The organism is Liquorilactobacillus uvarum DSM 19971, from assembly GCF_001434935.1.
Classification (GTDB): domain Bacteria; phylum Bacillota; class Bacilli; order Lactobacillales; family Lactobacillaceae; genus Liquorilactobacillus; species Liquorilactobacillus uvarum.
Map to the genome: position 1 here is coordinate 83001 of NZ_AZEG01000003.1, position 21927 is coordinate 104927.

Here is a 21927-nt window from a genome sequence, read left to right on the forward strand (position 1 = left end):
AATAATGACATTTTCTTGGAAAGAGAAACTACCAGAAAAATTACAGCAAAAAATAACAGACGTTGAAAAACAAATTTCAGAAAGGTTGAGTGACATAGATGAACAGGTTGCATATAATCAAATGCGCGTTTTAGAATGTTTTAGAAAGCATCATGTTGCAGAAGAAGATTTTGCGGGCTCGACAGGCTATGGATACGATGATTTGGGTCGTGACAAACTTGATGCTATTTATGCCGACTATTTTCATACCGAAGATGCAATTGTGCGTCCCCAACTAATTTCAGGAACACATGCAATAACGACAAGTTTATTTGGAATTTTGCGTCCTGAAGACACGCTCTTTTATTTGACTGGTATGCCGTATGATACAATTCAGCAGGTCATAGGTGTTGTTGGAAATGAGCCAGGTAACATGAAAGACTATAAGATAGATTTTGATTATTCACCATTGCTCGATAATGGAGAAGTTGATTTTGAAACAGCGGGAAAAAAATTACGCGGAAATAAAAAGATAAAAGTTGTAGCCATTCAAAGATCGCGCGGGTATGCGCTACGAAAAAGTTTTACTGTTGCAAAGATCAGAAAAATGATTTCTTTTGTCCGCGAAATACTACCTGAAGTAGTTATTTTTATTGATAATTGCTACGGTGAATTTTCGGAAATACAAGAACCAACAGAATTCGGCGCTGATTTAATGGCCGGATCACTCTATAAAAATGCTGGAGCGGGAATAGCGAAAACCGGTGCTTACATTGTTGGAAAGAAAAAGTTAATAAAACAGGTGGGAAATAGGCTCAATGTCCCTGGTGCTGGTAAAAATGAAGGTGCTACAATCGGACATATTCGCGACATGTATCATGGATTTTTTATCGCTCCCAGTGTAACTGGTGACGCGATAAAGGGAGCTATTTTTACAAGTGCTTTGTTAGAAAAAATGAATTTGGATGTTTCCCCTAAATGGGATGAGCCAAGAACTGACCTAGTGCAAACAGTTAATCTTGGTAAAGCCCAAGCTATGATTGACTTTTGCAGTGCTATTCAACATTACTCACCTGTGAATTCATTTGTAGATCCTATTCCTAGTGATATGGACGGTTATGAAGATAAGGAAATAATGGCTTCTGGAAGCTTCACAGAGGGTTCAACAATTGAGTTATCGTCCGATGGTCCGATGCGAGCACCTTATACATTATATATTCAGGGAGGGCTTACTTATGCTCATGTAAAGATTGCAATCAGTAATGCGGTTAAAGAAACTTTCTTTCAGAAGAAAATCATGTAAGAAAAAGTAACATTGGATGTTGACAATCAATTTGTGACTTGCTATGATAGGGTCGTAGCTTAGAGGAGGGTTGTTATGAAAGAAAAGGAACTCAGACGCTCGCTGGCTGTCTTGCCAATTGGGACTGTTATGAAGCTTACAAATCTTTCGGCCAGACAGATTAGATATTATGAAGAGCAGCAGTTGGTAACGCCTAAGAGGAATGAAGGAAATCGACGAATGTATTCTTTGAACGATATTGATCGATTGCTAGAAATTAGGGATTTCCTTGATGAGGGTATCAATATGGCAGGTATCAAACATATTTATGATGACGAAGCACGGAAGAAAGCACAGAAGAAAGCACAGTTGGAAAAACCGCTAACTGACACTGATGTTCGCAAGATATTGCATGATGAATTCATGTCTGTCAGTGGTTTGGCACGGGACGATGAGTTTTCTTTCAAACATAACAAGAACTTCTAATTCCAGATAAGGAGTGATTCACAATGGTAAAACCTAGTTATACGAAGGATGACATTCGAAAAATCGCGAAAGATGAAAATGTTAAATTCCTGCGCTTGATGTTTACGGATTTATATGGTGTTATTAAAAATGTTGAGGTTCCAATCAGTCAACTAGATAAGCTTTTAGATGACAAATTGATGTTTGATGGTTCTTCAATCGATGGTTTTGTCCGCATTGAAGAGAGTGATATGTGGTTGTATCCTGATCTTTCAACATGGATGATTTTTCCGTGGGGGAACGAGCATGGCAAAGTTGCTCGAATTATTTGTGAAGTTTATAACGCCGACCGTACACCTTTTATTGGCGATCCCCGTAACAATTTAATTCGCGTTCTTTCTGAAATGAAAAAATTAGGTTTTACTGAATTTAATATTGGGCCCGAACCAGAATTTTTCTTGTTCAAGCTTGATCCTCAAACTGGAAAACCAACAACGGATTTAAATGATAAGGGAAGTTATTTTGATTTAGCTCCAATAGATCTTGGTGAAAATTGCCGACGCGATATTGTACTTGAACTTGAAAGTATGGGCTTTGATGTTGAAGCTTCTCATCATGAAGTTGCACCAGGACAACATGAAATCGACTTTAAGTACGCGGATGCGTTGCATGCATGTGATAACATCCAGACATTCAAGTTGGTTGTTAAAACAGTTGCAAGGAAACATGGTTTGCATGCAACTTTCATGCCTAAACCATTAGATCGAATCAATGGTTCAGGTATGCATATCAACATGTCACTGTTTAACAAGGAAGGCAATGCATTCTTTGATGAAAATGGCGAGATGCAGTTGTCTGAAAATGCACGTCACTTCCTTGGTGGGCTTTTGAAGCATGCACGTAGCTTTACAGCTGTCACGAATCCAACGGTTAACTCATATAAGAGATTGGTTCCTGGCTATGAAGCACCTGTTTATGTTGCATGGTCCGGACGTAACCGTTCACCGCTTGTTCGTGTTCCAATTGCTCGTGGATTGTCTACTCGTCTTGAATTGCGTAGTGTTGATCCTTCAGCAAATCCGTATTTAGCAATTGCATCAATTCTTGAAGCTGGTCTTGATGGACTGCGTAATAAGATCGAACCGCCTAAACCAGTTGATCGCAATATCTATGTTATGGATAAAGAAGAACGCGAAGCAAATGGCATTACAGATTTACCATCAACATTGCATAATGCTTTAAAGGCACTTGAAAAAGATGAAGTTATTGCAAAATCAATGGGGCCGCATTTGTATCAGAGTTTTCTTGAAGGTAAACGTCTTGAATGGGGTGCATATCGTCAAGAAGTGTCACAATGGGAAAGAGATCAATACTTAGAATTATATTAAGCTCGCTATCTAAGTGTTCCTGATTACTTAAAATAAAAATATTTGAGAGAATTAAAAGAACACCAGCGTATTCGTGAATTGTGAATGTGCTGGTGTTCTTTTAATTTTAGATAGATCATTTTACGCTAAAGCAACATACTTTATCTGTTTTAAATTTACCAAATAAGAAATACTAGTTGAAGAAGTATCCAATTTGAAGTAATTTTTTTTGTCTCTATTGTGAGTAATATAGCCTGTCACCAAAAATTCATCATTTTTTGGGTCAAGTAAACAAAGCTTAACCATTTTATGTTTTTTGATAGCCTGGTCAATGAAAAAATTTAATTGAAATTCAGGCATTTGTCTTAAAGAACTATGTTTCTTCACTTCTGCAAGAGTGAATTGATTTTGGAGTGTGTGGGTTAATTGCTGAAAAGTTGTCTTTTTAAGTTCAAGCATGATATAACTCCTTTCAGAACAAATGTTCGATAATGCTATTATAAGAACAAACGTTCGAATTTGCAAGAGGTATTTAAGCTTAAATGAAATAATAATTGAAATTTGCTAAGATATGCTTGAAAAAAAGTGTAAAATAGCACATTATAAAATTAATACATTATTTTAGAGGGGAAATTAAAGACATGTCTAAAAGGGGAATGCTGATTGTACTATCTGGTCCTTCGGGAGTAGGAAAGGGAACGGTGAGAAAAGCTATTTTTGAGCAAGATGGCAATAAGTTTCATTATTCTATTTCGATGACTACGAGGGCTATGAGGCCTGGTGAAGTTAATGGCCGCGATTACTTTTTTGTTTCAAAGGAGCAGTTTGAAAATGAAATTTCCTCAGGTGGTATGTTGGAATACGCACGATATGTTGACAATTATTATGGTACACCATTAAAATATGTTAATGAAATGCTTGACAGTGGGAAAGATGTTTTTCTGGAAATCGAGGTCAACGGTGCCATGCAAGTTAGGGAAAAGTCTCCCGATGGCCTATTCATCTTCTTAACACCGCCGGATTTAATGGAATTACGCCATCGGATTATTGAAAGAGGAACAGATGATCTGGCAACGATCGATAAACGCATGGAAAAAGCGGTCGATGAAATTGAGATGATGCAGAATTATGATTACGCCGTTGTTAATGATGAAGTTCCAGCTGCTGTCGAGAAGATCAAAACAATTATTCGCGCAGAGCGCTGGCGCGTAAAACGCTTTTTACCAGACTATAAAAAACAACTAGGAGATGTTTTAAAATGATTTTATATCCATCTGTTGATGACTTGTTAGAAAAGGTTGATTCACGTTATTCACTGATTATGTTGGCTAGCAAAAGAGCGCATGAACTTGATGCCGGTGCTTTGCCAATGTTGAGTGAATATAAGTCAGTAAAAAACGTTGGTAAGGCGTTGGAGGAAGTTGTAAGTGGTGATTTAATTATTGATCCTGATGAACGTGAAAAAGTGTGATTTTAGACAGGCGAGTTAAAGCTTAATTGCAGCAGATAAGAGAATCGAGATAAAATCGACATGTGTGTTGTGTACTGAATGCTATTTATTTCAGTACAGTGGGCATTGGTGTGATTTGTCATGATTCTCTTATTTTTGCTATCTGGGAACTTGTTTTTCAATGTTTATTCATGCATTTTTGTAGTAAAGGGTAATTTTACAGATGAAAGTCTTAAAAAAGAAATTTAAAATTGATACAATGAAGAGGACGATCTTAAAGGGGGAAACAACGTGAAAAATAAACACGTAGCGGTGTATATAACAGGAGGAATAGCAGCTTATAAAGCAGCTTATTTTGTGAGGGCTTTAGTTAAGGAAGGTGCGCAAGTTAAAGTTGCAATGACTAAGGCTGCAACTGATTTTATTACACCGATGACGTTAAAAACACTGAGCAGAAATCGTGTTTATACCGATGATATGTTAGCTTACGATGAAATTGTGCCACATATTGAAATAGCTGATTGGTCCGATGAGGCAGTTATTATTCCTGCAACAGCTAATGTTATCGCTAAAATGGCTCATGGATTGGCAGATGATTTTGTTACAAGTGCGTTGTTAGCCTCGAATTGCCCTAAGTTTGTTATTCCAGCCATGAATGAAAAAATGCTTAACAATGAAGCTACTGTTCGGAACATTAAGTGTTTAAAAGCAGATGGTATCAACGTGCTGGAGCCGGATGTTGGTTTTTTGGCAGAGGGCTATGAAGGAAAAGGACGTTTACCTGCAACAACAGTTATTTTAGAATGGATAAATCAAAAAAGTAAACATGCGGTACTGGACGATATGAGAGGGAAAAGAGTTCTTATCACAGCTGGTAAAACAGTTGAAGCAATTGATCCAGTAAGATATATCACAAACCATTCGACGGGCAAAATGGGTTATGCATTAGCTCAAGAAGCTGTAGAAAGAGGAGCAGAAGTAACGTTAATTTCCGGACCAACTGATCTTCCAAAAGTTCCCAAAGTTAAGTTTATACCAATTAACACAACTTCCGAAATGGCAAGAGAAGTTAATCGCTGTTTTGAACAGATTGACATCGTAGTTATGGCTGCAGCTGTCTCTGATTATCGGGTTGAAAAACCTGCAACTCAAAAGATAAAAAAGAAGAGTGACACACTGGAAATGAAATTAATTAAAAATGTTGATATTTTAAAAGATTTAGGTCGGAAAAAGAAAAAGCAGATACTAGTTGGTTTTGCGGCTGAAACACAAAATCTCAGAGAGAATGCTGCACGGAAAATGCAAGAAAAAAATTTAGACTTATTAATTGCAAATGATGTTTCACGCAGAGACATAGGCTTTGGAAGCGATCAAAATGAAGTGCTTTTTCTACGTCCGGGTCATGAACCACTTTTAATCGGTAAAAATGACAAGAAAAAGATAGCGCAAAGAGTGTTTGATTGCATAATGGATTTTTGAAAGAAGGTCGTTTAACATTACACAGTATGCAGAAATAATTGTAGACGTACCGACTATGCAAACAGATAAACCTTTCACGTACAAAGTGGATGAACATTTAAAAGATCGAATCACCGTTGGAATGCGAGTTGTTGTTCCTTTTGGAAAAGGCAATCGTCTGATTCAAGGGTTTGTCGTTCGGATTTTTGATAATGCAAAGTATCAAGGTGAGTTGAAAAAAATTATTTCAGTTATCGATTTAGCTCCTGTATTGAATGAAGAATGTTTGAAGATGGCTGAATGGATGGCGAGAGATACTTTTTCTTTTCGAATAAGCTGCATGCAGGCAATGCTTCCTAGCGCAATGCGGGCGCAGTATCAAAAAAAACTGGTTTTATTATCAAAAGACGTAAATGGAGATGTAAAAACTTTTTTTTCAGGAGAGAATGAAAAAGATTTTGATGAACAAAAAATCCCAACTAAAATATTGGGTCAGCTGATTAAAGCACGTCAACAGAATAAAGTTGAAATTCGTTATTTGGTTAAAGATAGGGCACGAGTGAAAAAAGTAAATGTGATAAAATCAGTCTTAACGAGTGCAGGGATCGAAAGAGAAAGAGCAGCGTTGAGAGCGAATGCAGATAATTTAAAAAGGTTGTTAAATTTCTTGGAATCCCATTCTCAAAAAATGATATCTCAGCTTCAGGTGGAAAAAGAAACTGGTTTGGCTTCCGGTGTATTTCAAACTGCCGAAAAAAAAGGATGGTTAGTCCGTAAAAAAATTGAACAATATCGAGATCCAAGAGAACATCTCGCTGTTAAACGGACTGTGCCAAAAAAACTTACTTTTCAGCAAAATCATGCCGTTGAAGCGGTAGTTAAAGAGGCAAAAAACGAAAATGCGACGGTATTTCTTTTGCAAGGAGTTACTGGAAGTGGAAAAACTGAGGTATATCTTCAGGTTATAGCTAATGTATTAATGAATAAGAAGACGGCTTTGATGCTTGTTCCAGAAATAGCATTGACTCCACAAATGGTTGAACGTGTAACGTCGCGTTTTGGCAAAAAAGTAGCATTGCTTCATAGTGGTCTATCAAATGGGGAAAGATTTGATGAGTGGCGACGAATAGAGAAAAATGAGGCCCAGGTTGTCGTTGGAGCACGTTCAGCAATTTTTGCACCATTGAAAAATATTGGAATTATTATTATAGATGAAGAACATGAGACAAGTTACAAGCAGGACAATATGCCACGTTATCATGCACGAGACGTGGCTAAATGGCGGGCAGTATATCATCATTGCCCTGTGCTGTTAGGTAGCGCTACTCCTTCGTTAGAGTCAAGGGCGCGGGCTCAAAAGGGAGTATATCGTTGGCTGCATATGGATACACGTATTAATAAGCAGCCTCTTCCACAAGTTACAGTCATTGATATGCGGCAAGAAGCACATTTTTCTAATAATATGATTTTTTCAAAAACAATGATTGCAAGTATTCAGCAAACACTTCAGCGCAATGAACAAATTATTTTAATGCTGAATCGACGGGGATATTCCTCTTTTATGATGTGTCGTGACTGCGGTTTTGTTTTAAAATGTCCCAATTGTGATATCTCGTTGACCTTGCATATGGATACTCATTCTATGAAATGCCATTACTGCGGCCATGAGGAGCCGATACCGCATGTTTGTCCTAGTTGTAATGGTAAGAGAATCAGATATTATGGAACAGGTACTCAGCAGGTAGAGGCTGAACTGCAAAAAATATTTAATAAAGCACGAATTTTAAGAATGGACGTTGATACGACTCGCCGAAAGGGTGCACATACGCAAATTCTGAACAAATTTGGACGGCATGAAGCTGATATTTTGTTAGGAACTCAGATGATTGCCAAAGGTTTAGATTATCCCAATGTTACACTTGTGGGTGTTTTAAATGCTGATACAGCTCTAGGAATGGCCGATTTTCGTGCAAGTGAAAAAACATTTCAACTGTTAACGCAAGTTAGCGGAAGGGCAGGACGAGCGGACAAAAAAGGTGAAGTGATTATCCAAACATATAATCCTGATCATTATGCTATTCGCTTGGCAAAAGAGCAAAACTACGAATTTTTCTTCAGAAAAGAAATGTCAATTCGACATCAAGGTGTATACCCACCTTATTATTACACGGTTCAAATCACTGCTAGTTCACGTGATGAAGGGCAGGCTGCCAAGAAAATGTATCAAATTTATGGTGAAATAAAAAAGCATCTCAGTTCAAAAGCTGTGATTTTGGGGCCTACGCCACAAGCTGTTGCCAGAATCAACAACAGATATTTTTATCAAATAATAGTGAAATATAAGCGCGAGAATGAAATGTTTGCATATTTAGATGATGTGTTGCATAAGAGTCAAAAAGATGAACGAAATGGGATTAAAATAATGATTGATAGGGAACCACTGAGTTTCGTCTAATAAAAAGAATGGGGAATATAAAATGACATCAGTTGTATTTATGGGAACACCCGAATTTGCAGCAGTAATTCTGAAAGGTTTAATCAAAAGCAATTATCACATTAAGGCTGTCGTCACACAGCCAGATCGCTATACAGGAAGAAAGCATAAGTTGACGGCATCACCAGTTAAACAAGTGGCTTTGGAAAATAAAATCAAAGTTTTACAGCCAGAAAAAATAGCTGGTAGTACAGAGCTAGAACAAGTAGTTGCCCTTGCACCTGATTTGATAGTGACAGCTGCATTTGGTCAATTTTTGCCAAATAAATTGATTGAAGCAGCCAAAGTTGGTGCAATAAATGTTCATGGGTCACTGCTGCCTAAATATCGCGGCGGAGCACCTGTCCAGTATGCTATTATGAATGGTGAGAAAAAAACAGGTGTAACAATTATTTTTATGATAAAGAAAATGGATGCTGGGGATATGTTGGCGCAGGCAGAATTGCCAATAACGAAAACCGATGACACAGGAACTATTTTTGAAAAAATGAGCATTCTTGGACGGGATTTACTTCTGAAAACAATCCCTAACTTAATAGCTGATAAAATACAGGCAAAACCGCAAAATGATGCGGATGTGACCTTTTCGCCTATCATAACACCTGAGCAAGAAGAACTTCATTTAAATCAAAAAGCTCAGGAATTAGATTGGAAAATCAGAGCACTAAGGCCAGCACCTGGTGCGTATTTTAAAATGTTCAACGGAAAAAGGACTAAGTTGTGGCAGATTACACCACTTGAAGAAAAAACTGCGTTGGAAGCTGGGTGCGTTGTAGCAGTTGACAAGCATCAACTAAAAATTGCCGCTGCTGAAGGAACTGTTTATCAAGTTGATGTTATACAGCCAGCGGGAAAACCCCGGATGAAAGTAACTGATTATTTGAATGGTGTAGGCCAGAATATCCAACTTGGACAAAAGGTGATTGAAAATGACAAATAGGATTCAAGCTTCTGTTCGTTTTTTAGCGGTTGAATTGCTAACAAAAATTGAGCAGGAAGGTGCTTACTCCAATATTGCATTGGATCAAGCAATTAAGAAAAATTCACTAACGAAAAGGGATGCTAATCTGCTAACTAATATAACATATGGTGTTTTGCAGCATCGACTTACCCTTGAATATTGGCTTGAACCGTTTATAAAAAAAGAGAAAAAAATTATTCCTTGGGTCAAACAATTATTATTAAGTGCACTTTATCAAATGCAGTTTCTCGATAAGATTCCTAATCATGCTATTTTGAATGAATCAATTGAAATTGCAAAGTATAAGGGACATGATGGAATTCGTAAATTTACGACTGGCGTTCTGCATGCGGTTTTGCGTAACGGAGTCCGTGATTTGAAGCAAGTTTCTAATAATGTCAAAAAAATTTCATTAGAAGTTAGTGTTCCTGAATGGCTAGTCAAGAAATTATTTGAACAAAATGGTGTAGCCAAGGCGAAAAGTATTTTGGATTCAATTAATAAGCATCCGCATCAAGCAGTGCGAGTTAATACGTCAATTAGTTCCAAAGAAAAAATCCTAGCTGATTTGAAAGAAGAAAAGCTGGAATTTGAAGAGAGCTTAGTAAGCCCGTCCAGTTTAATTGTTACAAAAGGTTTTGTTCCTGAAAGCAGAAGCTACAAAAGAGGGGATCTTGTAATTCAGGATGAAAGCGCAACGCTTGTGGTTGAATCAATGGATGTTCAACCACAAGATGTTGTTTTGGATGCTTGTGCAGCTCCAGGAGGAAAAACGACACATATTGCTGATAAATTAGTTAATGGATTAGTAGTAGCATTAGACATACATAAGCATAAGGTCAAATTGATTATGGATAATGCACACAGATGTGGTTCAGCAAATAAAGTTGCGGCATTGGAAATGGATGCGCGAAAAGCTGCGAATCTATTTGCTCCGCAAATGTTTGATAAGATACTGGTGGATGCACCTTGTTCAGGTCTGGGGTTGATGAGGCGCAAACCTGAAATCAGATATCAGAAGAAAAAAGAGGATTTAATGAACCTGCAACAAGTACAGTTAGGAATTTTAAATAAAGTTGCCGGCTTAGTGAAAAATGGAGGAAAAATAACGTACAGTACATGCTCGATAATGGATGAAGAAAACCAAGATGTTATCCAAAAATTTTTAAAAGAACACACTGAATTTGCATGTGGCAAAACAATGACAATCAATGATATAAAGCACGACAGAGACACAAAAACGTTATCTATTTATCCAGATGATTACGGTTCAGACGGCTTTTTTATTGCAACATTAACGAAGCTACAGTAGATTGAGGTGGTAGGTCAATGGAATTTGCTTATGAAAGCGATATAGGGCACATACGAACTAAAAATGAAGATTATGTAGGATTGTTTCAGAATAAAGTGGGAATTAAGTTTGCGGTTGTTGCAGATGGCTTAGGAGGACATAAAGGCGGAGATGTTGCTTCAGAAATGGCCGTTTCACACTTAGGATACCATTTTGAAACAACAAGTTTTGATGAACCAGACAAAGGAAAAGAGTGGCTGACTCTCGAGGTTAGCAAGGAAAATCAAATGATTTTGGAACGAGCCCAGCAATATGAAGATTTGAATGGGATGGGAACTACCTTAGTCTGTGCTATGTTCTTTGGAGATGAATATTTGTTAGCAAATATCGGGGACAGCAGGGGGTATTTGTATCGCAAAGGCGAACTCACACAATTGACCGAGGATCATTCATTTGTAAATGAGTTGGTTAAAAGAGGTCAAATCAGTTCTGAAGAGGCTAAACATCACCCACAAAAAAATATAATTACACGAACTTTGGGAGTTTCTGATAAAGCTAATTTGGATGAAAAAATATTAGAGCTAGAGAATGATGATATACTTTTACTTTGTTCTGACGGTTTGACCAATATGGTAGAAGATGAAAAAATTGCAGAGGTTTTGCGGAAACAGATGAATTTACAGGAAAAATGTCGCCTTTTGATCAGGTTTGCCAATGAAGCGGGGGGGAATGACAATATAACGCTTTTAATTGCCCAGTCAAACAATGAGACCGAGGTGAAAAAAGAATGAAAACGGGATATATTTTGAATGGTCGTTATAAAATCAAAAATACCCTTGGCGAGGGCGGAATGGCAAACGTATATCTCGCATATGATCTAATTTTAAAGCGTGAAGTAGCTGTTAAATTACTGAGATTAGACTTGCGTGATGATCCAGGAGCAGTTCGACGGTTTAAGCGTGAAGCAATCTCACTTACTGAGCTTGCACATCCAAACATTGTTAGCATTTATGATGTTGGTGAAGAGAACGGAATGCAATACCTTGTGATGGAATATGTGCAGGGAATGGATCTCAAAAGTTATATTGCTAAAAATTTTCCGTTTAAGTATGAGCGCATTATAAGTATTATGGAACAAATTCTTTCGGCGGTCGGGGAAGCACATGCACATGATATTATTCATCGTGATTTAAAACCGCAAAATATTCTCATTAATGTTAACGGTCAAGTTAAAATTACTGATTTTGGAATTGCACTTGTTACATCCGAATATTCATTAACACAAACAAATACTTTGATGGGCTCTGTGCATTATCTTTCACCAGAACAGGCACGCGGAAGTGCAATTACTAAACAGTCGGATATTTATTCATTGGGAATTATCCTCTTTGAAATGTTAACAGGCAGGGTTCCTTACCAAGGCGAAACGGCGGTCTCGATAGCACTTAAACATTTTCAAAATGAAATGCCTTCAGTTCGGGATTTTGATGAGCATATACCGCAGGCCCTTGAAAATGTTGTCTTGCATGCGACAGCTAAAGGGCTGACAGATCGGTATGCCTCTGTTAATGAGATGGCTAATGATTTAAGTACAGCGTTGTCACTAGTACGGTCGAGTGAAAAAAAATGGCTGCCTGAAAGAAATAACGATGAAGAGACTAAGATACTGACTCCATTAAGAGAAAAAGATTTAAAAAGTAATAGAAAAGTTCCAGAAGATAATGCCGATAATACTAAAAAAGAAAAAAAGACAAAATGGAGTCGGAAGAAAAAGTGGCTCATTTTTGGAATAAGTTTTCTAATTTTTATTTTGCTGTCAACGGCGACAGCGGTTGGCCTAATGCTTCCTAAAAATGTTGAAATCCCTGATTTGCGTGGTATGACAGAGGTTGAGGCGAAGAGTACCTTAAAGGATTTGAAATTGAAAGTTGGTAGTGTCAAGCATCGCTATAGTAGCAAGTATTACTATGGTCAAATAGTTGCAAGTCAGCCTAGAGAAGGGACTAACGTGCGGCAGAATTCTAAAGTTGCGCTTGTTCTTTCAGAAGGTCAGGAGAAATTTAAATTTGGTGATTATAAAGGGCAATCATATACGACAGTTAAAAATAAACTAGAAGCCAAAGGTGTAACTGTTTTGAAGGAAAAAACATATTCTAACACAGCGGCTAAGGGAGAAATTTTAGGACAAAGTATTTCAAAAAAAAGAAAAGTTATTTGGGATGATACAACAGTAACCTTTACAGTTAGTTCTGGAGCGAAAGAGATGATTCTGCGTGATCTTACAGGTTATACTAAAAAAAGCGCTCAAGATTATGCGGATGAACTTGGCTTGACCCTCAAAGTCAGAAATGAATCTGCAAGTTCAAGTACCGATAGCTCTGGTTTAACTGTTTCTCAGTATCCGACTGCGGGGACAGTTGTTCAAAGTGGGCAAACATTGGAAATCACACTTGCAGAAGAAACACAAACCAGCTCTTCCAGCAGTTCAAGTCAAGATTCATCTTCAAGTAGTAAATTAAATTCTTTTAACGTCAGTGTGGCAATTCCGTATGATGGTTCTGCTCAAGAATCAGGTTCTGATGAGAATAAAACAAATAAAATTGAGATTTATCTTCAAGATAAAGATCATCAGTTTGATGATGTTTATGAAACACTCACAATAGCGAAGGATACTAACGTAACATTGCCGTTTGTGTTGAACAATGGTTCATCGGGTAAATATAAAATAGTTCGGGATGGTAATGTTATTGCAGAGCGTGATAATATTACCCATAGTGGAAATTAAGTCTACAATTTGTGGAAGCAGTATAGACTTAAAATTTTTTTAATAAACGGAAGTACGGTTTTTAGGGAATCAAGGGGGCAGGTTAGAAATTTGGTAAAAGGACGAATTAGACAATCACTTAGTGGATATTACGATATTGAGGTTGGGGGCGTGGAGTATCGAACACGTGCCCGGGGAAATTTTAGGAAGAAAGGGCAGACACCACTGGTTGGAGACTGGGTTGAGTTTAAAGCAAAAAAACCTGAAGAGGGGTATATTTTAAAAATATATCCACGCAATAATTTAATGATACGTCCGCCAGTTGCTAATATTGATGCAGCGATAGTTGTGACAGCGTGTAAAGAGCCCTCATTTTCAAGTAACCTGCTAGACCGACAACTTGTGATGTTGGAAAAAAATAATATCAAACCAATTCTTTATTTTTCAAAGCGGGATTTGCTCACTGCTGCTGAGTATAAAGAAATGAGCACAATAATTTCTTACTATCAAAAGTTTTATCAATGTTTTTATTCGCAAAGTGATACCCCTAGAGAAATTTTGGCGGAGTTAAAGGATGATGTTGTAGTTGTTATGGGACAGACCGGTGCCGGAAAGTCGACATTTCTTAATGTATTGGCACCGCATTTAAAGCTTGAGACAGGGGAAGTTTCTAAAGCACTCAGTCGCGGTCGGCATACTACACGAAAAACAGCATTACTGCCAATTGAGGGGAACTTGATTGCTGATACGCCTGGTTTTTCATCTTTTGAATTGTTAGATGTTACCAAAGAACAATTGCCACTGCTTTTTGTTGATTTTGCGGAAAAACAGCAAAATTGCAGATTTCGTGGCTGCCTTCATTTAAATGAACCACAATGTGTAATTAAGGATATGGTACAAAAAGGTGAAATCTTAAAAAGCAGATATGATAACTATCTTCAGTTTCAAAATGAATTAAAACGGCAAAAGCCTAAATATAAAAAATGAGGTGTGGGAAAATGAAAATTGCTCCTTCGATTTTGAGTGCTAATTTTTTAGATTTGCAAAAAGATATCGGTGTTGTTGATCGAGCCGGTGCGGAATATTTGCACATTGATGTTATGGATGGTCATTTTGTACCTAATTTGTCATTCGGGGCGGCTGCTGTTAAAGCTATTCGACCGATGACAGATATGGTATTGGATTGTCATTTGATGGTTGAACAGCCAGAAAAATATATTCAACAATTTGCAATAGCAGGCGCTGATGTGATTGGTGTACATGTTGAAGCGACTCCTCATATTCATCGAGCACTGGCAATGATCAGGGAAAATGGATGCAAGGCTGAGGTAGTAGTTAATCCTGGAACACCCTTGAGTTCAATTCAAGAATTGTTACCGTTTGTTGATGCTGTATTGATAATGACTGTTGATCCGGGATTTGGCGGACAAAGGTTCATCCCTGAAATGATTAACAAAATTAAAAAAATAGCTCAATTAAAAAAGGATCAGGGGCTAGATCTAGAAATTGAAGTTGATGGTGGAATAAACGACCAAACAATAAAACAATGCGCTATAGCAGGCGCGACAGTAGCCGTTGCTGGATCTTATGTATTCAATAGCGAAAATCCAAGTAAAAGGGTCTCGCTTCTTAAGGATCTGATAAGAGATGAATAATTTGAATGTGAGTCTAATGGTTGGGGGCCCAACTTCCGAGTGGCCTGAAGATTTGTTTGAAAGCGAACAGAGAGAAAGTATATGGATCGGTGCAGACCGAGGGGCACTTCATCTTGTAAAAAATGGAATCAGGCCGGAATTGGTTATTGGGGATTTCGATTCCTCTACATCAGCAGAAAAACAATTGATAAAGGATGCTGTTCCCGAAGTGATAACTGCTAAGCCAGAAAAAGATGACACAGATACAGAACTTGCGTTAAAAAAAATTATTGAACGGTACGGGTCTTGTAAAATTAAAATATTTGGGGCAACCGGTGGAAGATTAGATCATTTGCTGGCGAATCTTTTTTTTGTTTTGCGTCCACCTTTTTATGAACATCTGCAAGACATAAATCTATATGATAGATACAACACGGTTAGTTTTTTTAAACCAGGGACATATCGAATAAAAAAAGAAGTAGATAAAAAGTACCTAGCATTTGTTCCTTTAACTGCAGTTAAGAAATTAACACTTAAGGATGAAAAGTATCGGTTGAACCAACGGGATTTTTCGGCTCCTATTTCTCTAGCTAGTAATGAATTTGAGGGTAAAACCGCTGAATTTAGTTTTAAAGCAGGCGTAGTTTGTGTGATTCAAAGTAAAGATTGAATTTAAAATATTGATTGAGTGTCATCTATCCTGTAAAGCTGCTCTTGTCAGTCTGAAATAACATTATAAATATTATGTGTTAACTAATTTAAAACGAAGGACGAAGGGACTGGCTCAAAATTAAACTTTTGAACCAGCCCCTTTATTGATCCCGTGAAAGTGTTTCATAAGTTAAAATTTTCCATCTAACTTTGAATTACTCATAGCAAAGAATAGGTTATATTCGTAATTTCTTTTTAGTACTCAAATTTACCGGCTTATTGCACACTTCCCTTTAGATTTTAGTTCTCCCGTTTCAAGAATGTTACGTTTTGTAAAAGACGATGATTTAGAGTATAAAAAAAGACTCGCCATTAACGAGCCCAAGTTTGGTTAAACACGTGTAACTTTACCAGATTTCAATGTGCGTGCAGAAATCCAAACCTTTTTTGGTTTACCATCAACTAAGATTCTAACTTTTTGCAGATTTGGTTTCCAGCTACGATTTGATTGGTTTAACGCATGCGAACGTTTTTTACCGAATGTCGTTTTTTGACCTGTAATAAAATCTTTTGCCATTATTCGTTCCTCCCTTGTTGCTAGGATTTCGAAGCAGACTCCTGCTTACTTACTAGATAAAGTTATCATAGATAGTTCGTGAATGCAAGATTTTTCTGTAAAGTAAAATAGCTTGGCAGAGATATAAGTTATTAAATTAAGGATATGTCATTTTGAAACACCAATTTATTGACATGGTATTGACTAGTGCTTTATGATAAAATATCGTTAATGATTGTGTGAAAAATTAAGGAGGCTGTATTTTATGGCTGTAAAAATAAAAACGCAATTCGGAAATATTGACATCAGTAATGATGTAATTGCCACAGTTGTTGGTGGAGCAGCAACTGAAATTTTTGGGATAGTCGGTATGGCTAGCAAAAATCAGATTAAAGACAATTTGAATGAAATTTTAAAACGTGATAATTATTCAAAAGGCGTAGTTGTTCGTCAAGAAGATGCTGAAGTGGCAGTAGATGTTTACATTATAGTAGGTTACGGAACAAAAATATCTGAAGTATGTCGCAATGTTCAAGACAAAGTTAAATATAACTTGGAATCCATGTTAGGTGTAACTGCTAATTCTGTTAATGTCTTCGTACAAGGTGTGCGTGTAATTGAAGATTAGTCGAGCGTTATAGATAAATGGATTACCAAGGAGGAAGACAGAATTTGAAAGTCACTGAAATTACCGAGTCAGAATTTAGAAAGATGGTTCTGATAGGCTCAAAAAAGTTAAATAAAAATGCTGAATTTATTAATTCATTAAATGTTTTTCCTGTACCTGATGGAGATACAGGAACAAATATGAGTCTTTCATTTGCTAGCGGCGCGAAATATGTAGGTGAATCATCCTCTTCTCAAGTCGGTGATCTAACAGCGAGCCTTGCGAAGGGGTTGTTAATGGGAGCAAGAGGCAATTCTGGCGTTATATTATCGCAGATTTTCCGAGGCTTTTATAAAAGTACGGAAAAGAAAAAGGCTTTGACTGCGAAAGATTTAGCGGATGCCTTAACGAGTGGAGTCGAGTATGCTTATAAAGCTGTTATGAAGCCGACAGAGGGAACGATACTTACCGTATCGCGTAAAGCCGCAAGTGCTGCTAATAAGAAGGCTGCAGAAACAGATAATACTGTTGAGGTTATGGAAGCTGCATATGAAGCTTCAAAGACAGCTTTGGCTGAAACGCCAGACTTATTGCCAGTTTTGAAAGAAGTCGGTGTTGTCGATTCAGGGGGTCAAGGGTTAACTTTTGTCTATGAAGGCTTTTTTGATGCACTCAGCGGCAATAAGGACGCAGAGACTGAGGAAATGCATCAACCGAATGTCGTAGAAATGGATGAGATGGTTAATGCTGCTCATCATAAAAGTGTTCAGAGTCAATTAAATACAGCAGATATCCATTACGGCTATTGTACTGAAATTATGATCCGATTGGGTGCAGGGCGTTTGGTCGACCGTAAATTTGATTATGATGAATTCAGGGAATATTTAAATGAATTTGGAGATTCTTTGTTAGTAGTAGCTGATGATGAAGTCATTAAAGTTCATGTTCATACTGAACATCCAGGCAAAGTATTAGCATATGGGCAACATTTTGGATCTTTGATAAAAGTTAAAGTTGATAATATGAGACTTCAACATGAAACAATTTTGGAACATGATCAAGAAGAAGCTTTACAAGAATCAGAAACAGAGACAAGTACTAATGGCTACGGTATTGTAGCGATTGCAGCTGGAAACGGTATTGGTCGGCTTTTTAAAGGACTAGGTGTTACACATATTTTGAATGGCGGTCAGACAATGAATCCAAGTACACAGGATATTATAGATGCAATTAAACAAACAGGGACAAAGAAAATTATTCTTTTACCCAATAACAAAAACATCTTTTTAGCTGCGCAGCAAGCAGCCGAGGTTGCAGATGTACCCGTCGCGGTCATTAAAAGTAAAACCATCGCGCAAGGAATGACAGCAATGCTGGCTTTTGATCCTGAAGCTTCGATCGAAGAGAACAAAAAAAATATGACAGGTGATTTGACATCAGTTGTTTCAGGTCAAATTACTATTTCGGTTCGTGATACGACTATTGACGGTAAAAATATTAAAAAAGATGATTATATAGGGATTGTTGACGGCAAGATCAAAGTTATAGATTCTGACAGAAAAGAAACAGCTATTAAGATGTTAAAAGAAATGGTGGACGATGATAAAGAAATTGTGACAATTATTTATGGTCAAGACGGTACAAAGCAGGAAGCTGAGGAAATCAAGACAGCTGTACTTGAGATAGATGAAGATCTTGAAGTTGAGATTCACGAAGGCGATCAACCGGTATATCCATATTTAATTTCGGTAGAGTAATGATTAATACTTGTACAGTCTGGTTGATTCGAGTAGAATCAGTCAGACTTTTGGTATTTATAAGCTATTTGTTTAATGCCTAGGAGGTGCTGATGACTTGAAGAGCCTTGCTGATCCTGTTTCCGTGCTAAAGGGTGTTGGACCTAAAAGTGCGGTTGCTTTGAATAAACTAGGAATAAATACTGTAGGTAACTTGTTGTTGGAGTATCCCTTTCGTTATGATGATTTTGCGGTTAGAAGATTAAGCGATATAACGGACCAAGAAAAGGTCACTTTAAAGGGGACTGTGGCATCTGAGGCTGTTCTTACGCGATTTGGTCGAAAGAAAAGTCGCCTTAATTTTCGACTATTGGTCGAGCATGATGTAATCATGGTAACTTTTTTCAACCAGCCTTATTTAGCACAAAAAGTTGAAACGGGTAAGGAAATGGCTATTTATGGCAAATGGGATGGAAGACACCAACGTTTAGCAGGGATGAAAATATTATTTAATGCAGGTGCTAATGATATAGCCGGCGTTTATCGCTCATCAAAGGATGTGCAGCAGGCAACTGTTAAAAAGCTTGTTAAACAAGCCTATGAGCTTTACGGGGATGTTCTTACAGAGATTATTCCAGAAGAAACACGTCGCAAGTTCAAATTATTGCCGCGAAAAACAATGATTCACGACATGCATTTTCCTGAAAATCAGCAGGCAGCGAGTTTGGCTCGACGGTCTGCGGTATTCGATGAGTTTTTCTGCTTTCAGGTGAAAATGCAATTTATCAAAAAAATTCAACATAAGAAACATGGCATAAAAATTTCCTATGATAATGACCAAGTAAAAATGTTTATTGCAACGTTGCCTTTTGAGCTGACTGCTGCGCAAAAAAAAGTTGTGAATGAAATCTGCAGCGATTTGCATCATACTGTTCATATGAATCGTCTGCTTCAAGGTGATGTTGGCTCTGGTAAAACGGTTGTGGCAGCGATTGCTTTATATGCAGCAGTTACCGCTGGGTTTCAAGCGGCCTTGATGGTGCCAACGGAAATTCTTGCACAACAGCATGCGGAAAAGCTAGATCATTTATTCGCAAAGTTTAATGTGAATGTTGCCTTACTGACTGGATCAACGGCTAGCAGAGTAAAAATAAGAAGAGAATTATTGAAACATTTGAAGGATGGTCAAATTGACATTGTTGTCGGTACCCATGCTTTAATCCAAAATGATGTTGTTTTTAAAAATTTAGGATTAGTCATTACGGATGAGCAGCATCGCTTCGGAGTTAATCAAAGGCAAAAATTCAAAAAAAAGGGAATTATGCCGGACGTTTTGGCCATGACGGCAACTCCAATTCCACGTACATTAGCTATTACGATGTATGGTGAGATGGACGTTTCTACTATTACTGAACTACCTAAGGGACGCTTGCCCATTGAAACTGTTTGGTTGAGAGAAAAACAATTAGGTGAGGCCATTATTTTTTTAAAAAAGCAACTTAGCTTTGGAGCACAGGCATATGTGATTAGTCCCTTGATTGAAGAGTCAGAGATGATGGACTTGAAAAATGCTGAGGAAATTTTTGCTAAATTAAAAAAGCAGCTGGAACCTGAGTATCACGTAGGATTGCTGCACGGTCGAATGAAAGGCTCAGAAAAAAATGAAGTAATGGCAGCTTTTAAAAATAAGAAGTTTGACATTCTTGTATCAACGACTGTGATTGAGGTTGGAGTGGACATTCCTAATGCAACCATGATGCTGATTTTGGATGCTGATCGCTTTGGGTTGGCACAATTACATCAGTTACGTGGTCGAGTCGGCCGAGGGAAAAAGCAATCGTATTGTTTTCTGATAGCGGATCCTAAAAATGAGTATGGGGTCGCGAGAATGAAAGTGATGTCTGAAACAAACGATGGTTTTATAATTGCGCAAAAGGATCTTGAATTGCGAGGACAAGGAGATATTTTAGGCAATAAGCAATCTGGTGTCCCTGATTTCAAGGTTGGCGATCCAGTGACGGATCTGCGTATTTTACAAGCTGCACAGCAAGAGGCAGCCCAAATTATAAATGACCCAGAGTTTACGCATAAAAGTACTAACAAAGGATTAATTAATTACTTGCGTCATGAGTTAGATAAGGGGATCAGTTTTGACTGATTAAGAGAGGATGATTGATTTGAAAATTGCGGTTGATGCTATGGGTGGGGACAATGCTCCACAATCAATAGTTGCTGGTGTGGAACGCGCACGTGATGAGTTTAAGGACATTGATTTTTTACTTTTTGGGATCGAAGATGAGATTCGTAAATTTTTGAAGAATGAAACAAGAATTACAATTGTACATACGAATGAGATGATTGTAATGAATGATGAACCAGTAAAAGCCATTAGACAAAAGAAAAACTCTTCAATGGTTTTGGCAGCAAAGGCAGTTAAAGAGCATGAAGCAGACGCTATTTTTTCTTGCGGAAACACAGGGGCACTTTTAGCAGCTGGCTTGTTGATTGTAGGGAGAATAAAGGGAATTTCGCGTCCCGGATTACTCTCGACGTTGCCAGTAATCGGGGAATCTAATGATGGTGGGTTTAATCTTCTTGACAGTGGTGCTAATGCAGAAAACAAGCCGGAGCATTTATATCAATATGCTATTTTAGGTAAATATTATGCGCAAAAAGTCAGAAAAATTAATAATCCAAGAATAGGTCTGCTAAACAATGGAACTGAACCGCACAAGGGCAGCAAAGTGACTCAGGAAGCTTATAAATTATTAAGTGATGATCCTAATATTAATTTTGTGGGCAATGTTGAATCAAGCTCGATCTTAAATAATGTCGCAGATGTCGTTGTTGCTGATGGATTCACAGGCAATGCAGTTTTAAAAGCGATTGAAGGAACGGCTTCCTCCATTATGCATCTTATGAAAGCTATGTTTTTAAATAGTGGTGTCAAAGGGAAGATAAGTGCTTTGCTTTTGAAATCCAGTTTAATGGAACTGAAGGAGAAAATGAATCAGTCTCAATACGGCGGGGCTGTTCTCTTAGGTGTCAAAGCTCCAGTGGTTAAAGCGCATGGTTCTAGTGATGAACTGGCAGTTTACTATACACTGAAACAAATTCATACAATGATCGAAGGAAAAATGATTCCCGACTTCGTAGATTATTTTAGTCAGCAGCGTATTTCTGCTAAAATAGAAAAATAGCTTATTGTATAATGAAAATTTTTGGAGGAAAA

20 protein-coding genes are annotated in these 21927 nt (G+C 37.6%); 18 read left to right on the plus strand and 2 right to left on the minus strand.

All coding sequences use genetic code 11. From position 1 onward, the window contains the following. Nucleotides 1-4: 4 nt before the first annotated feature. The 3 genes from FD20_RS02315 to glnA all read left to right on the plus strand — a co-directional run bounded on the left by FD20_RS02315 (nt 5) and on the right by glnA (nt 3114). On the plus strand, nt 5-1282 hold the full coding sequence (locus tag FD20_RS02315) for a methionine gamma-lyase family protein (protein ID WP_057735974.1): 1278 nt from the start codon (nt 5-7) through the stop codon (nt 1280-1282). Between the two features lie 75 nt (nt 1283-1357). Next, nucleotides 1358-1747, plus strand: a complete 390-nt coding sequence (locus FD20_RS02320; RefSeq protein WP_057735975.1) for a MerR family transcriptional regulator — start codon at nt 1358-1360, stop codon at nt 1745-1747. Nucleotides 1748-1770: 23 nt separating this feature from the next. Beyond that, nucleotides 1771-3114 carry a type I glutamate--ammonia ligase gene (gene glnA / locus FD20_RS02325; protein WP_057735976.1) on the plus strand — a complete coding sequence of 448 codons (1344 nt, stop codon included), beginning with the start codon at nt 1771-1773 and terminating at the stop codon, nt 3112-3114. A gap of 120 nt (nt 3115-3234) precedes the next feature. Here glnA and FD20_RS02330 read toward each other — a convergent pair whose 3' ends face one another. Beyond that, the gene (locus FD20_RS02330; protein ID WP_057735977.1) at nt 3235-3552 is read right to left on the minus strand and encodes a hypothetical protein; all 318 of its coding nucleotides are present in this window, start codon (nt 3550-3552) and stop codon (nt 3235-3237) included. 182 nt (nt 3553-3734) lie between these two features. Between FD20_RS02330 and gmk the strand changes: the two genes are divergently transcribed. The 11 genes from gmk to FD20_RS02385 all read left to right on the plus strand — a co-directional run bounded on the left by gmk (nt 3735) and on the right by FD20_RS02385 (nt 15815). Further along, nucleotides 3735-4355, plus strand: coding sequence for a guanylate kinase (gmk, locus tag FD20_RS02335; protein ID WP_057735978.1), 621 nt, complete (start codon nt 3735-3737; stop codon nt 4353-4355). Beyond that, entirely contained in the window at nt 4352-4564 is a 213-nt protein-coding gene (rpoZ, locus tag FD20_RS02340) for a DNA-directed RNA polymerase subunit omega (protein ID WP_057735979.1), read from the plus strand. Before gmk ends, rpoZ begins: the two co-directional genes overlap by 4 nt. Nucleotides 4565-4834: 270 nt before the next feature. Next, the gene (coaBC, locus tag FD20_RS02345) at nt 4835-6022 is read left to right on the plus strand and encodes a bifunctional phosphopantothenoylcysteine decarboxylase/phosphopantothenate--cysteine ligase CoaBC (RefSeq protein WP_057735980.1); all 1188 of its coding nucleotides are present in this window, start codon (nt 4835-4837) and stop codon (nt 6020-6022) included. Nucleotides 6023-6038: 16 nt separating this feature from the next. Next, nucleotides 6039-8456 carry a primosomal protein N' gene (priA, locus tag FD20_RS02350; RefSeq protein ID WP_083489013.1) on the plus strand — a complete coding sequence of 806 codons (2418 nt, stop codon included), beginning with the start codon at nt 6039-6041 and terminating at the stop codon, nt 8454-8456. 22 nt (nt 8457-8478) lie between these two features. Further along, a complete protein-coding gene (gene fmt, locus FD20_RS02355; RefSeq protein WP_057735982.1) occupies nt 8479-9435 on the plus strand; it encodes a methionyl-tRNA formyltransferase in 957 nt (318 codons plus the stop codon). Beyond that, nucleotides 9425-10768: a 16S rRNA (cytosine(967)-C(5))-methyltransferase RsmB gene (gene rsmB / locus FD20_RS02360; RefSeq protein WP_057735983.1), complete on the plus strand. Its 1344-nt coding sequence runs from the start codon at nt 9425-9427 to the stop codon at nt 10766-10768. Before fmt ends, rsmB begins: the two co-directional genes overlap by 11 nt. Before the next feature lie 17 nt (nt 10769-10785). After that, nucleotides 10786-11538, plus strand: a complete 753-nt coding sequence (locus FD20_RS02365) for a Stp1/IreP family PP2C-type Ser/Thr phosphatase (protein WP_057735984.1) — start codon at nt 10786-10788, stop codon at nt 11536-11538. Next, nucleotides 11535-13532, plus strand: coding sequence for a Stk1 family PASTA domain-containing Ser/Thr kinase (pknB, locus tag FD20_RS02370; RefSeq protein ID WP_057735985.1), 1998 nt, complete (start codon nt 11535-11537; stop codon nt 13530-13532). The genes FD20_RS02365 and pknB overlap by 4 nt, the downstream gene beginning before the upstream one ends. A 90-nt stretch (nt 13533-13622) precedes the next feature. Next, nucleotides 13623-14498 carry a ribosome small subunit-dependent GTPase A gene (gene rsgA / locus FD20_RS02375; RefSeq protein WP_057735986.1) on the plus strand — a complete coding sequence of 292 codons (876 nt, stop codon included), beginning with the start codon at nt 13623-13625 and terminating at the stop codon, nt 14496-14498. Nucleotides 14499-14509: 11 nt separating this feature from the next. After that, entirely contained in the window at nt 14510-15166 is a 657-nt protein-coding gene (gene rpe / locus FD20_RS02380) for a ribulose-phosphate 3-epimerase (RefSeq protein ID WP_057735987.1), read from the plus strand. Beyond that, a complete protein-coding gene (locus FD20_RS02385) occupies nt 15159-15815 on the plus strand; it encodes a thiamine diphosphokinase (RefSeq protein WP_057735988.1) in 657 nt (218 codons plus the stop codon). Before rpe ends, FD20_RS02385 begins: the two co-directional genes overlap by 8 nt. A 372-nt stretch (nt 15816-16187) precedes the next feature. Here the strand turns inward: FD20_RS02385 and rpmB are convergent, their stop codons facing one another. Next, on the minus strand, nt 16188-16373 hold the full coding sequence (rpmB, locus tag FD20_RS02390; RefSeq protein WP_057735989.1) for a 50S ribosomal protein L28: 186 nt from the start codon (nt 16371-16373) through the stop codon (nt 16188-16190). 244 nt (nt 16374-16617) lie between these two features. Between rpmB and FD20_RS02395 the strand changes: the two genes are divergently transcribed. From FD20_RS02395 to plsX, 4 genes are all read left to right on the plus strand, one after another. Continuing rightward, a complete protein-coding gene (locus tag FD20_RS02395; RefSeq protein WP_057735990.1) occupies nt 16618-16980 on the plus strand; it encodes an Asp23/Gls24 family envelope stress response protein in 363 nt (120 codons plus the stop codon). A gap of 44 nt (nt 16981-17024) precedes the next feature. Beyond that, nucleotides 17025-18716, plus strand: coding sequence for a DAK2 domain-containing protein (locus FD20_RS02400; protein ID WP_057735991.1), 1692 nt, complete (start codon nt 17025-17027; stop codon nt 18714-18716). Between the two features lie 97 nt (nt 18717-18813). After that, entirely contained in the window at nt 18814-20853 is a 2040-nt protein-coding gene (recG, locus tag FD20_RS02405) for an ATP-dependent DNA helicase RecG (protein WP_057735992.1), read from the plus strand. A 10-nt stretch (nt 20854-20863) separates the two neighbouring features. After that, nucleotides 20864-21895 carry a phosphate acyltransferase PlsX gene (plsX, locus tag FD20_RS02410; protein ID WP_338040483.1) on the plus strand — a complete coding sequence of 344 codons (1032 nt, stop codon included), beginning with the start codon at nt 20864-20866 and terminating at the stop codon, nt 21893-21895. Nucleotides 21896-21927: the final 32 nt, after the last annotated feature.